The organism is Mariniflexile sp., assembly GCF_041583155.1.
Classification (GTDB): Bacteria; Bacteroidota; Bacteroidia; order Flavobacteriales; family Flavobacteriaceae; genus Mariniflexile.
This window is the reverse complement of the sequence record NZ_JBFHGK010000021.1, coordinates 1-13807: the sequence shown is the minus strand read 5'-3', so window position 1 is coordinate 13807 and position 13807 is coordinate 1. Positions and strand designations below refer to the sequence as shown.

Here is a 13807-nt window from a genome sequence, read left to right as displayed (position 1 = left end):
AGTTTAATGGCTTTTATAGTTAATTATATTAATAATTTGTGTTTATAAAATCAAAGATAAACTTAATATTAGCTGTTCTGGTCTTGTATCTAATCTGCTCGTGCCAACACCATTATTTCCAATAAATGTGGCTTCATTATCACTAAAACCACGTTCGTATCTTACATCTATTCCAACTTTGTTGAAGTTAAGTCCTATTCCAAAATTAAGACCAACGGAAAACTCGTCCTTTACCTCACTAATGGAGATGCCATCAAATTCGGTATCTAAAATATATTGAAGCGAAGGACCTCCAAATACACTAATAGGCCCTAATACTTTTAAACCAACCAATAAAGGTGCATCTAATTTTTGCATTTCAAAACTGTCGTCGTTATAATCACTTTTCGTACTCGTGTAAACTACCTCAGGTTTAAAATAGATTTGATTTCCAATTTTTCCAAACAAACCAATATGGTAGCCCACATTCCTGTCGGGGTGTTGAGCGTTATCCCCAATAGACTCAAAATAATCGCCATTCGCATTGTAATTTAATCCACCTTTTAAACCAAAGCCAGTAGCCGATTGTGCAAAGGCAGTGGTAGGGATTACAGTAACTAATAATAAAATTAAAAATAGGTTTTTCATAATGTACTTTTTTTAGATTTGAATTATTATATCAAAAACGCTGCCAAACCAAAATTATTTTCTTTTCATTACAATCAATATCATTTTTCAGTTATTTATCTTTGCCAACTTGAAAGGTTATTCATAAATAGAACAAAGCATTAGGAATTTCTATTTAAAGATGACAAAAGAATGAAAAATGAAATTTGAATTAAACGCAAAAGACACCCAAAGCAGAGCAAGGGCTGGTAAAATAACAACCGATCATGGGGTGATTGAAACTCCCATTTTTATGCCTGTTGGAACAGTGGGGACGGTAAAGGGTGTACATCAACGTTAATTTAAGGATGAAATAAATCCAGATATTATTTTAGGTAATACCTATCATTTGTATTTACGTCCGCAAACTGATATTATTGAAAAAGCTGGTGGCCTTCATAAATTTATGAATTGGGACAGAAATATTTTAACCGATTCAGGTGGTTATCAAGTATATTCTCTATCTGCCAATAGAAAAATAAAAGAGGAAGGGGTTAAGTTTAAATCGCATATCGATGGTAGCTACCACACCTTTACACCAGAAAATGTGATGGAAATTCAGCGCTCCATAGGTGCCGATATTATTATGGCATTTGATGAGTGTACACCATATCCATGCGATTATAATTATGCCAGACGCTCTATGCACATGACGCATCGTTGGTTAGATCGTTGTATAAATCATTTAGAAAAAACACCATATAAATACGATTATAGTCAGGCATTCTTTCCAATTGTTCAGGGTAGTACCTATAAGGATTTACGCAAACAATCTGCCGAATATATTGCAAATGCAGGTGCCGTTGGGAATGCCATTGGAGGACTTTCAGTGGGTGAACCAGCAGAGGAAATGTATGCCATGACCGATATTGTTACAGAAATTTTGCCAGAAGATAAGCCTCGATATTTAATGGGTGTTGGAACGCCAATCAATATTTTAGAAAATATAGCGTTAGGTATTGATATGTTTGATTGCGTGATGCCTACCCGAAATGCCAGAAACGGTATGTTGTTTACTGCGTATGGTACCATCAACATTAAAAATAAAAAATGGGAAGCCGATTTTTCACCTGTGGACGAGATGGGGATAACCTTCGTAGATACGGAATATACCAAAGCCTATTTAAGACATTTGTTCACTGTTAATGAATTGTTAGGAAAACAAATTGCAACTATTCATAATCTCGGGTTCTATTTATGGTTGGTTCGCGAAGCAAGAAAACATATATTAGCTGGAGATTTTAGAACATGGAAAGACAAGATGGTTAAACAAATGGATAACCGTTTATAGGTTTAAGTTAAAAGTAGAAAGTTAAAAAATAAAAAGTTAATTTTTAAGAACCAATATCCCATTATATGGTTGGTTGAGTTTTAGTTTCAATCAGCTTAACAACAAACAACTTAAAAAACAAACAACATTTGAAAATATTAGACTGGTACATATTAAAACGCTATTTGTTTACATTTTTTATGATGTTACTACTGTTCATTCCTATTGGAATTACTGTACATCTTGCCGAAAAAATTGGTAAAATATTAGAAAATGAAGTTCCTATAGGTATTGTGTTAGTCTATTTTTACGACTTCACTATTTATTTTGCTCATTTACTTTTTCCCTTGTTTTTGTTTTTGTCAGTTATTTGGTTTACATCAAAATTAGCCAATAATACAGAAATTATAGCCTTTTTAAGTTCGGGAGTATCGTTTTATAGATTTTTACGACCTTATATGATAGGGGCAACAATAGTGGCCATTTTATCAATTCTTTTAGGTTTGTTTTTGGCACCAAAAGCCAGTGAAGGTTTTAATGATTTTACCTATAAATACCTAAAAAAGGGGAGGACCGCTTTTGAAGAAGCGGACGTGAACTTATTTAGACAAATTAACGATAATGATATCATTTACGTTAGCAATTATGATGTAGCCAATAAAAGTGGAAGTAATTTTACTTTGGAACATTTCGAAAAGAATAAATTAAAGCACAAGATTACGGCAAGTAATATTCGGTATATAGATGCAGATACAACCTATAGATTAACGAATTATGTGAAACGAAAAATAGGGCCTAATGAAGATAAATTGGAAATTCTTGCTACTAAGGACACCTTGTTTTCTTTTGATGCAGATGATTTAATTCCTGTAATTTACGCAGCTGAAACTAAAATGTACGGCGACTTAAAACGATTTATAGCAAAAGAAGAAGCTAGAGGCTCTTCAAATGTCGGGCGTTTTAAATTGGTATTATACAGAAAATGGAGCTTACCTGTATCAGTATTTATATTAACCATTATAGCAGTTGCAGTTTCATCCGTAAAACGTCGTGGTGGTATGGGCGTTAATTTGGCAGTTGGTATATGTATTGCCATGGTTTTTGTGTTTTTCGATAAGATTTTCGGTGTTATGGCAGAGCAGTCTGATTTTTCACCTATTATAGCCGTTTGGTTCCCTAATGTTATTTTTGGTATTCTAGCCATTTTCCTTCTGCACAATGCTAAACGTTAAAATAAAAAATCATCTACACCTTCATTTTTTAGTATTTATTGCAGGTTTTACAGCCATTTTAGGTGAAGTAATTAGTATTACAGCAATACCTTTAGTGTGGTTTCGAATGTTAATGGCGTCTTTTTTAGTGTTTATTTACATAAAAATAGCTAAAGTTAATATTAAGATTAGTTTAAAGGAGTTACTAAGACTAGGTATTGGAGGTATTATTATAGCTTTGCATTGGTTAACATTTTTTGGAGCAATTGATGCTTCAAATGTATCAATAACACTTGCTGTATTTTCTTGTGGAGCCTTTTTTGCATCCTTAATAGAACCGATTTTTTATAAACGCCGCATAATTTGGTATGAAATTCTATTCGGAATAGTTGTCATTTTAGGTGTTTTTATCATAACAAAAAGTGAATTTAAATATTTAACTGGTATCATTTTAGGAATAACTTCAGCATTTTTATCGTCACTCTTTGCGGTACTTAACGGCGTTTTTTTAAAGAAACACACGGCAACTGTTATTTCTTTTTATGAGTTTTTAGCCGGTATGTTATTTATTTCAATTTACATTGCATTGTTTGGTACTGGTTTTTCAAAAGAATTTTTTAACTTAAGTACTGCAGATTTTAGTTATTTATTTATTCTTGCCTCCATTTGTACAGCCTATGCATTTATTGCCGCTGTTCATGTTATGAAGGTAATTAGTCCGTATACCGTAGTTTTAAGTTATAATATGGAGCCTATTTATGGTATTATTTTAGCAGTTTTGTTGTTTCCGGATAAGGAACATATGAGTGCTAATTTTTATTATGGGGCTATAGTAATTATAATTACGGTATTGCTAAATGCGGTGTTAAAAAACTTAAGATTGATTAAAAGAAAGCGCTCATCTTTTTCATTAAAAAATTAAAGTTTTCGTATTCTCTTATAGAATGCTTATTTTTGTAATAAAGCAAAAGAGATCAACATTTTTACATTTTTGTATATTTAAAATGAAAAAATATGTAGGTTTGCAGACTAACTAATGATTAATAGCCAAAATTAAATTCTCATGGAATATTTAGAATTTGAACTTCCAATAAAAGAACTTGAAGACCAATTACAGAAATGTAAAATAATTGGTGAAGAAAGTGAAGTAGATGTTACCGAAACATGTACTAATATTGAAAAAAAATTAGTAGCTACTCAAAAAGAAATTTATAAAAACTTAACGCCTTGGCAACGAGTACAATTATCTCGTCATCCGGATAGACCTTATGTTTTAGATTATATTCGTGCTATTTGTGGGGAATCTTTTTTAGAACTTCATGGAGACAGAAGTTTTAAAGATGATAAAGCTATGATAGGTGGTTTAGGAAAAATTGGAGACCAAAGTTTTATGTTTATTGGTCAACAAAAAGGGTTCAATACCAAAACCCGCCAATACAGAAATTTTGGTATGGCTAATCCAGAAGGCTATAGAAAGGCGTTACGTTTAATGAAATCTGCCGAAAAATTTGGTATTCCTGTTGTAACGCTTATAGATACTCCGGGTGCATTTCCAGGTTTGGAAGCCGAAGAGCGCGGACAAGGAGAAGCCATTGCTAGAAATATATTAGAAATGACAAGATTAAAAGTGCCTATTATCACAGTTATTGTAGGTGAAGGTGCTTCAGGGGGTGCATTAGGAATAGGTGTTGGAGATGTTGTTTTAATGCTAGAAAACACGTGGTATTCTGTAATTTCACCAGAGTCTTGCTCGTCTATTCTATGGCGTAGTTGGGAATTTAAAGAACAAGCAGCTGAAGCTTTAAAGTTAACAGCTATTGATATGAAAAAGCAAAAGCTTGTTGATGATATTATAAAAGAGCCTCTTGGCGGCGCCCACCGCGATAGAGCAAAAACATTTTTGGCAGTTAGCAATGCAATTGAAAAATCTTATGGAGATTTAAAAAACTTATCACCAAAAGAATTAGTAGCAAAACGCATGGATAAATATTGTAACATGGGCGTATTTAAGGATTAGAAGTTTAATACATATAGCTTATTAAAATCTGAAGCCTATGTTTCAGATTTTTTTTGTGTTATTGACAATATTTATAAGTTATTAACAGTTAAATTGTTAACGACTAGTTAACAATCCAAGGTAGTTTTTTCATTTATAAGAGCTACTTTTTAGTTACTTTCGCAGTTATGAATCGAGCCCAAAATGGAGCCACATATATGTCTAAAATAATGAATGGCGAACACCATCTGACATTTATAAAAAATAAAAGAAACAGATGAAACAACCAGATCAAGTAAAAGGATACAAAGTTGATAAAAGCACTCTAATTAGTTTAGAGAAAGGGAAAATACCACCTCAAGCAATTGATTTAGAAGAGGTTGTATTGGGTGCTATGATGATTGATAAAAAGGGTGTTGATGAAGTTATTGATATTTTAAGTCCGGAGGCATTCTATAAAGAAGCGCATCAACATATATTTCAAGCTATTTTTCAGTTGTTTGAGAATAGTGAACCTGTCGATTTATTAACAGTTTCTTCTCAGTTAAAAAAGAATGCTAAATTAGAATTGGCCGGTGGTAGTTTTTACCTTATTTCATTAACACAGAAGGTATCATCATCAGCACATATTGAGTTTCATGCGCGAATCATTTTGCAAAAATATATTCAAAGGAGTTTAATCAAAATTTCAAATGAAATTATTGAAGATTCATATGATGAAACGAAAGATGTTTTTGATTTATTAGACCAAGCCGAATCTAAATTATACGAGGTTACTCAAGGAAATATTAAAAAATCTAGTGAAACAGCTCAAGAATTAGTTATTCAAGCTAAAAAGAAAATTGAGGAAATTTCTAATAAAGAGGGTTTAAGTGGAATTCCAACCGGATTCAATAAATTAGATAAGCTAACATCTGGTTGGCAACCATCCGATTTAATTATTATCGCTGCACGTCCTGGTATGGGTAAAACAGCATTAACACTGTCTATGGCACGAAATATTGCCGTAGATCAAAATATTCCTGTTGCCTTTTTCTCTTTAGAGATGGCATCAGTTCAGTTAATTACACGTTTAATTTCGAGTGAAACAGGATTGTCTTCTGAAAAATTAAGAACTGGAAAACTTGAAAAACATGAGTGGGAGCAACTAAACGTAAAAGTAAAAGGACTAGAAAAAGCACCACTTTTTATTGATGATACTCCATCATTATCAATTTTCGATTTGCGTGCAAAAGCGCGCCGACTATCATCACAACATGGTATAAAACTAATCATGATTGATTATTTACAGTTAATGACTGGTGGTAGTAACCATGGTGGAAACCGAGAACAAGAAATTTCGATGATTTCTCGAAATTTAAAAGCATTGGCAAAGGAATTAATGGTTCCAGTTATAGCCTTATCTCAATTATCTCGTGCCGTTGAAACTCGTGGAGGGAGTAAACGTCCTTTGCTTTCCGATTTACGTGAATCTGGAGCGATTGAGCAGGATGCGGATATTGTTAGTTTTATTTACCGTCCGGAATATTACAAAATTGATGAATGGGATGATGAAGAACGATCGCCAACGGAAGGACAAGGTGAGTTTATTGTTGCAAAACACCGTAATGGAGGTTTGGAAAACATTCGTTTAAAATTCATAGGACACCTAGGTAAATTTGATAATTTAGATGATTTCGATTCGCCTTTTGAATTTCATTCTAAAATGAATGCTGCTTCAAATGATGATACATTTAAAACCGATAACTTTAAAGCGAGTCCGGATCAAGCATTTGGAAGTTCATTTAATGACGACGATGACAATGATGTGCCATTTTAATAGGTAATCTTCTGTTAAACTAATTTTTAAAATAGAAAATTTAAGTATCTTTCTGCAATAACTGAAAACCACATTTTCATTGATTTCTAGAAAACACTTTTTAATATTCTTATTTTTCATCTGTAGTTATAGTGCATTTGCATCGTATATTCTTATTCCTATGGATGCAGATAGTCAGAAAAACCATTTAAAAGCATACGGTATAACTTATTGGACACTCAAAAAAGAACTAAAAGTAAAATGGTTGCTTAACTATAGAGGTGGTTCATTTTTATTACCAGATACACAAGAGATTCAACGAGAATGTCAAATTCGTGGGATTACGTTTGAAGTTCTTTCTGAAGCTAAAACCGAAAGTATTTTAGAGGATATCGCTAGTCCAAGTCAGAACATGGAAGCTGTTGTATTGGAAAAAGCACCTAAAATAGCAGTCTATACACCTAAAGGAAAATTACCTTGGGACGATGCTGTAACAATGGTTTTGCAATATGCAGAGATTCCTTATGAAACCATTTACGACGAAGAGGTGTTAAATGATGGTCTTTTAGCGTTTGATTGGTTGCATCTACATCACGAAGACTTTACAGGTCAATACGGAAAATTTTACGGCGCTTATAGAGCAGCCTCTTGGTATCTTGAAGAAAAGAAAGAATCCGAAACTTTGGCAACGAGGTTAGGGTACAGCAAAGTTTCAGAGCAAAAATTAGATGTAGCCTTAAAAATTAGAGATTATGTTGTTGGTGGCGGATTTATGTTTGCTATGTGTAGTGCAACTGATAGTTTTGATATTGCACTTTCAGCTGAGGGTGTTGATATTTGTGAACCAATGTTTGACGGAGATGGTAGTGATCCAGGTTATCAAAATAAAATTGATTACAATAAAACGTTCGCTTTTACAGATTTTATATTAGAAAGGAACCCGATGCTTTATGAGTTCTCTTCTATTGATATGACGCAAAAACGGATGGTTTCTCAAACTTCTGATTATTTTTCTTTAATGGAGTTTTCGGCAAAATGGGATCCAATTCCTAGTATGTTGTGCCAGAATCATACGGCATTGGTAAAAGGGTTTATGGGACAAACTACCTCTTTTACCAGAGATGAAATTAAATCAAATGTATTAGTAATGGGAGAAACTAAATCCAATGGCGAAGCTAAATACATTCATGGTATTAAAGGTAAAGGATTTTTCACTTTTTATGGTGGGCATGATCCTGAGGATTATCAGCATAGGGTAGGAGACTCAAAAACAGAACTCGATTTGCATCCAACATCTCCGGGATATCGATTAATTTTGAATAATGTTTTATTTCCAGCTGCAAAAAAGAAAAAACAGAAAACCTGATTATAGTTATCACGTAAAATAACTTAAAACTATTTTTAAAACTGCTAGTACCACTACCATTAGTAGTTTTTTTGTCTGTATCTAACTGGTTATTCTCCATGTTATATTTAAAACTTATTAGAATCAATAAAAAGGATAAAATGCAAGTTTTTATTTTTATGTTCTTGAGTAGGTGTAAGTATAAGAATTCAAACCGTTTTCAACTTAAATTCTTTGGCGTTTGTTTTTGTTAATACTTTGTTTTCTTGAATAAACGACTAAACAATTTTTTCTCATTAAAATGATTTTTTAATTTGCAGTATTGCAAATACTTGTGTGAAAACAATAGGTTTTATGTTCTTGTTACGTGCTAATAGAGTTGGTTTCTTTTGCAAAACCTGTTTGTAAAAAAAGGTTGAAAATATTATTGAAACATAGTGTTTCATAATCTTTCATAATCTTTAAATTGTATTATCTTTTGTTTTTAGGATGAATTAATAGCCAAAAATAAGTGCTATTACAACAAGAAATTGAAGCTAATAAGGGTAATTTAAAAAGCAATTGTTAAATATATACTTTAAATTAATATGAAGTTTTTTCAAAATCAAATAAAACTGAAACCATTTTCCAGAGGATTTTATTTAATAACAAATGAGGTCTTAGAGGCAATTCCTGAGTTAAAACAAATAAATATAGGACAATTACAGGTTTTTATCAAACATACCTCGGCTAGTTTAACGATTAATGAGAATGCTGACTATACCGTAAGAGAGGATTTTGAAAGTCATTTTAATAAATTTGTACCTGAGAATGCACCTTATTATAAGCATAATTTTGAAGGTTCTGACGATATGCCTGCTCACATTAAAGCATCATTAATAGGAGCCTCCATTCAAATTCCAATTACGAATGGAAAATTAAATTTAGGAATTTGGCAAGGTATTTATTTATGTGAGCACAGAGACTATGGTGGATCAAGGCAGTTGGTTATTACTGCTTTTGGTATATAAAACTAAAAAATCCGATTCAATCGAATCGGATTTTTTATAGTTAGTTTTTATTTATGAACCAGAGCCTAGTCCGTAATTAAAATAAGAAGCCCAATTTTTTCCAGGGAATGCACATCCTGCTCCCCAAGCAGTTTCTTCACAATCTCCAACCTCATTACAAGTTACGGGTACAGGAATAATAATTGGTTGTAAAATGCCATTATCGAGAATTACCATAGTTTTTTCATCACAAGAAGGAGTAAACCCTTCGCCATTGGTTAAGGCCATGTTGTATATTTCCATTCCTTTAATTTTAATATCTCCAGATGGTAGTTTAAGATTAAAATTACATGAATTACATTCTTGGTTATTTAAAAGTTTCCAATAAGCCCATTGAATATATCCGTATAGATAACCATTAGCTATCAGTGCGTCTGTATTATTTAACAACCAAAGCGCATTATCTATATTACTTGGCACAGAAATAATTCCAGATAAATTATCGCTAAGACTATAAACATTAAAGTTTTCATAACAAATGTCTTGTCCAGACGAATTAATGGATTTGTTCACATCAGCACACCATGCCCAATAAGTTCCCGCAAGAGGTCCATCAGGAATAACTGCTCTGAAATAGCCCTTGGCATCTTCAATTTCTCGGCCAGTTCTTAAGCAAAAGTTAATGGTTTCAGGTAAACTTTCACCTGGGTTCTCTTTACAGTTTACAACAGCATGTGCAGCCACATAGGAACCTTTAGATGTTGGTACAGTATAAGTAACAGAGGAAACACATTCTAGTTCATCATCACCATATTCAAAATGACCGTTCGTAGGATTTCCGTTATTATTAGGAAATAAATTTGGAGATTCTACCACAGATAAATGTGTTGATGTTATACAATAGTTATTATCTGTAATTTTGTAAGTTATTTTGTAATCAGAACCTACAACTTCTACTTTTACTTTACCAACTAAGATAGTTTGTCCTGCAAATAGGTTTACTTCGGTTGCAGAAGTCCCACAAGACCAGTCGAGTTCAGCGGATTTCTTTTTTGATGATTTGCTAAGAGTGGTGCTTAAATCAGGTTCAATTTCTAATGTTTCTGTTTGGCAGCTATACATACCAAAAAATAAAAGTATGCTAAAAAGATAGGCATACGTTGCAAATAGTTTTGTTTTCATAATTGTCTATTTTAGTTAAAGTGTTGATTTCTTGTTGGCTATTAATCAATTCACTTTTGCTGGTAAGTTGTTAATCTTATATAAATTTATATTTTAGTTTTTGTTTAACACTATTTTTTTGTTGTGATACCTTAAATATCGATTATTTGTTAAAAAGCCACTTTAATTTTTATATTTTAAATATTAATACACTTATTTTATCAAAAAATAAAAAAGTTTATATATTAGTTGTTAAAAGTGAATCGGTATGTTGAAATTTAAGTTATACAGAATTTTTCTTTATTTTAAACATTTAGCTTATTATTATAAGCTAACCAATCAGTATCGTAAAGAGATTATTAAAAAAACTAGAGGTAACGATAAAATTTTGAATAATAGGCAGATATCGGAAATTCAATTATTTTATTCAAAATTTGGTTTTAATAAGATTAACACTTTATGGCATGAGTTTTATTATTCTAGCAATAAAATTTATTCGGTTAAATATATACCGGAAGATATTTTTCATGCCGTAATAAGTAATAGGTTTAATGAAATGAGGCAATGGCCATCATTATTAGATAAAAATTTACTCTACGAATTATTTAGAGATTATAAGCAACCTGACGTAGTACTAAGGAATATAAATAGTTTTTTCTACGTTGGAAATAAAATTGTATCTAAAGAAGATGCCATTAAGAGAATTGCTAGTGAACAATCCCAAATGATAATTAAACCATCTATTGAATCTGGTAATGGTAGTGGTATTATTGTGTTTTCAAGCAACGCTGGAAACATAAGCTATAACGGTTTATCAATTAAAGATTTTTTGAACAGTTACAAAAAAGATTTCATTATTCAGAAGTTAGTACATCAACATGAAAATTTAAAAAAACTAAATGAAAGTTCTTTAAATACCTTGCGGGTTCTGTCTTATTTAAATCAAGATGGAGTAAATATTCTATCTATTATTCTAAGAATTGGAAAAAAAGGTAGTTTTACTGATAATTGTTCAACTGGCGGAATTGCTTGTGGATTAAGCGACATTGGTTTACTTAAAAAGTATGGTTTTTTGAATGATGGTACAGTTAGAACAGCAACAGATAACGGTTGTAAACTAGAAAACACACAAGTGCCATCCTTTGAATTGGTAAAGGAACAAATAAAAGAAATGCATCTATTAATTCCCTACTTCAGAATTGTTTCATGGGATATTGGAATTGATACAACAGGAACTCCAGTGTTGATTGAGTATAATACATATCACCAGGATATCACAATTCATCAGTTGGCTAACGGTCCATTATTTGGTAGATTCACAGAAGAAATTTTATTACATAAATAAAAGAATAAATATATGTTATTCAATAGAATTAGAAACCTGACTTTTCATTTAAGTGATTTTATCTCTGGTGGAATGGTTAACAGGCATATTAAAGATATAAATGAAATTTTAAATTTTTCATCTGCTGAAGATTTCCAAAATCAAATTAAAAAGAAACTAGAAGATTTATTTAGGCATGCAACAAGTACAACAAATTTTTACAGTTCGTATGGAGGTTCTATAGATTTAAAAGATTTCCCTATTATTGAGAAAAGTATTGTACAAAATAATTTTGAGGACTTCAAGTCGAAAAAGTTTTTAAATAAAAAGTATTATAAAGTTTCTACAAGCGGATCTACAGGAGTTCCTTTTTTTCTTTTTCAGGATAAAAATAAGAGAAAAAGGAACACAGCCGATGTCATTTATTTTTTTAAAAAATCGGGATTTGAGGTGGGAGACAGACTATATGAGTTTGAAGTTTGGCGGTCACATAATAAAAAAGGGAAATTAAAAAGTCTATTACAAAATGTGTATCAATTTGATGTTTCTAAACTTACAGATGATAATATTATTCAGTTATTGAAGGTGTTTAAATCAGATAAAACTGAAAAATCCTTTTTAGGTTTTTCATCAGCTTACGAAACTATTTGTCAATTTTTAGATAAGACTAATGATGAAGCCAATTCGAATTTCAATGTAAAGTCTATAATAGCAAATTCAGAATACCTAAATGAATATACAAAATTAGCAATGGCAAAACATTTTAAAGCACCAATTTATTCTAGATACTCTAATGAGGAATTAGGACTAATTGCACAGCAAATAAATGAATCTGGAGATGATTTTGTTATTAACTGGGCGAGTTATTATATTGAATTACTCGACTTAAACTCAGATGAACCAGTAAATTATGGAGAGCCTGGTAGAATTGTTGTTACTGATTTTTATAATTACTATATGCCACTTATTAGGTTCGATACTGGAGATGTTGGTATTTTTACTAATCCAATAAAGGGAGAATTACCCAAGTTCAAACATATTGAAGGTAGAAAAATGGATATAATTTTTGATACATCTGGTAATATGATATCTTCTTTTGTCGTCTACACTAAGTTTTATAAATTTTACCATCTCCTTAAGCAGTATCAATTTATTCAACTTTCAGAAAAGGAATATCTAATTAAAGTAAATATAGCTGAAGGTGAATTTAACTATGAAAAGGAGCTTGTAAATGATGTAAAAAAAGACTTTGGAATGGATGCCATTGTAAATATTGAATATGTTGATGAAATACCTTGTTTGGCATCTGGTAAAAGGAAAAAGGTGGTTAGTTTATATGAAAAAGCCTCTAAAAATTAATTTAGAGGCTTTTATTAAGCGAAATATTTATGTTTTACAATAGGCGAAAACGCCTTATTTTACTTTCTCGATTACGGCTTTAAAAGCCTCAGGATTGTTCATCGCTAAATCTGCTAAAACCTTACGGTTTAATTCAATATCATTAGCTTTTAATTTTCCCATGAATTGAGAATATGACAATCCATGTATTCTGGCTCCCGCGTTAATACGCGCAATCCATAATCCACGAAATGTTCTCTTTTTTGCTCTACGGTCTCTGTATGAATAAGACATTGCTATTTCAACCGCATTTTTTGCTACCGTCCAAACGTTTTTACGACGTCCGAAATAGCCTTTTGCTTGTTTTAGAACCTTTTTTCTTCTGGCTCTTTTTGCTACAGAATTTACTGATCTTGGCATAATTTTAAATGTTTTTTGTAGTAGGCGGCTTTTTGTTTTTAGTTATTTAAAACTTTTAACTTCTAACTCTTCTTATTGCCTAACTCCAGGGTTTATAATTTGTTTTAACCGGTTAAAAAGTTGTTACTTTAAACGTAACATTATTTTAACATTATTCTCATCCGCCTTGTCTACTAATGTATCATGCGTCAAAGCGAGCTTACGTTTTTTAGACTTCTTTGTTAAGATGTGACTTTTAAAAGCGTGCTTTCTTTTTATCTTACCAGTACCAGTTAGCTTAAAGCGTTTTTTGGCACTAGATTTTGTTTTC

12 protein-coding genes and 1 pseudogene are annotated in these 13807 nt (G+C 31.6%); 9 read left to right on the top strand and 4 right to left on the bottom strand.

The genetic code is table 11. The annotated features are described in order from the left end of the window. Window positions 1-42 precede the first annotated feature (42 nt). Window positions 43-627, bottom strand: a complete 585-nt coding sequence (locus tag ABYI63_RS09410) for an outer membrane beta-barrel protein (RefSeq protein WP_372755811.1) — start codon at window positions 625-627, stop codon at window positions 43-45. A 178-nt stretch (window positions 628-805) separates the two neighbouring features. On the opposite strand from ABYI63_RS09410, the pseudogene tgt reads away from it, so the two are divergent. From tgt to ABYI63_RS09375, 7 genes and pseudogenes are all read left to right on the top strand, one after another. Further along, a pseudogene (gene tgt, locus ABYI63_RS09405) lies at window positions 806-1936 on the top strand (tRNA guanosine(34) transglycosylase Tgt). A 128-nt stretch (window positions 1937-2064) separates the two neighbouring features. After that, the gene (locus tag ABYI63_RS09400) at window positions 2065-3147 is read left to right on the top strand and encodes an LptF/LptG family permease (RefSeq protein ID WP_372755809.1); all 1083 of its coding nucleotides are present in this window, start codon (window positions 2065-2067) and stop codon (window positions 3145-3147) included. Then, the gene (locus tag ABYI63_RS09395; RefSeq protein WP_372755807.1) at window positions 3134-4048 is read left to right on the top strand and encodes a DMT family transporter; all 915 of its coding nucleotides are present in this window, start codon (window positions 3134-3136) and stop codon (window positions 4046-4048) included. Before ABYI63_RS09400 ends, ABYI63_RS09395 begins: the two co-directional genes overlap by 14 nt. Before the next feature lie 141 nt (window positions 4049-4189). Further along, window positions 4190-5143: an acetyl-CoA carboxylase carboxyltransferase subunit alpha gene (locus ABYI63_RS09390; protein ID WP_372755805.1), complete on the top strand. Its 954-nt coding sequence runs from the start codon at window positions 4190-4192 to the stop codon at window positions 5141-5143. A 256-nt stretch (window positions 5144-5399) separates the two neighbouring features. Beyond that, on the top strand, window positions 5400-6941 hold the full coding sequence (dnaB, locus tag ABYI63_RS09385; RefSeq protein ID WP_372755803.1) for a replicative DNA helicase: 1542 nt from the start codon (window positions 5400-5402) through the stop codon (window positions 6939-6941). A gap of 160 nt (window positions 6942-7101) precedes the next feature. Beyond that, the gene (locus ABYI63_RS09380; protein ID WP_372755904.1) at window positions 7102-8286 is read left to right on the top strand and encodes an asparagine synthetase B; all 1185 of its coding nucleotides are present in this window, start codon (window positions 7102-7104) and stop codon (window positions 8284-8286) included. Between the two features lie 566 nt (window positions 8287-8852). Next, entirely contained in the window at window positions 8853-9275 is a 423-nt protein-coding gene (locus ABYI63_RS09375; RefSeq protein ID WP_372755801.1) for a secondary thiamine-phosphate synthase enzyme YjbQ, read from the top strand. 51 nt (window positions 9276-9326) lie between these two features. On the opposite strand, the gene ABYI63_RS09370 is transcribed toward ABYI63_RS09375, so the two are convergent. Further along, window positions 9327-10436, bottom strand: a complete 1110-nt coding sequence (locus tag ABYI63_RS09370; RefSeq protein ID WP_372755799.1) for a hypothetical protein — start codon at window positions 10434-10436, stop codon at window positions 9327-9329. 247 nt (window positions 10437-10683) lie between these two features. On the opposite strand from ABYI63_RS09370, the gene ABYI63_RS09365 reads away from it, so the two are divergent. Next, window positions 10684-11760 (top strand): sugar-transfer associated ATP-grasp domain-containing protein, encoded by a 1077-nt coding sequence (locus ABYI63_RS09365; protein ID WP_372755797.1) that lies wholly within the window; start codon window positions 10684-10686, stop codon window positions 11758-11760. A 12-nt stretch (window positions 11761-11772) separates the two neighbouring features. Then, on the top strand, window positions 11773-13098 hold the full coding sequence (locus tag ABYI63_RS09360; RefSeq protein WP_372755795.1) for a CoF synthetase: 1326 nt from the start codon (window positions 11773-11775) through the stop codon (window positions 13096-13098). Between the two features lie 54 nt (window positions 13099-13152). Here ABYI63_RS09360 and rplT read toward each other — a convergent pair whose 3' ends face one another. After that, window positions 13153-13497: a 50S ribosomal protein L20 gene (rplT, locus tag ABYI63_RS09355; RefSeq protein ID WP_372755793.1), complete on the bottom strand. Its 345-nt coding sequence runs from the start codon at window positions 13495-13497 to the stop codon at window positions 13153-13155. A gap of 123 nt (window positions 13498-13620) precedes the next feature. Beyond that, on the bottom strand, window positions 13621-13807 hold a 187-nt coding region (gene rpmI, locus ABYI63_RS09350; protein WP_372755791.1), incomplete at its 5' end, for a 50S ribosomal protein L35.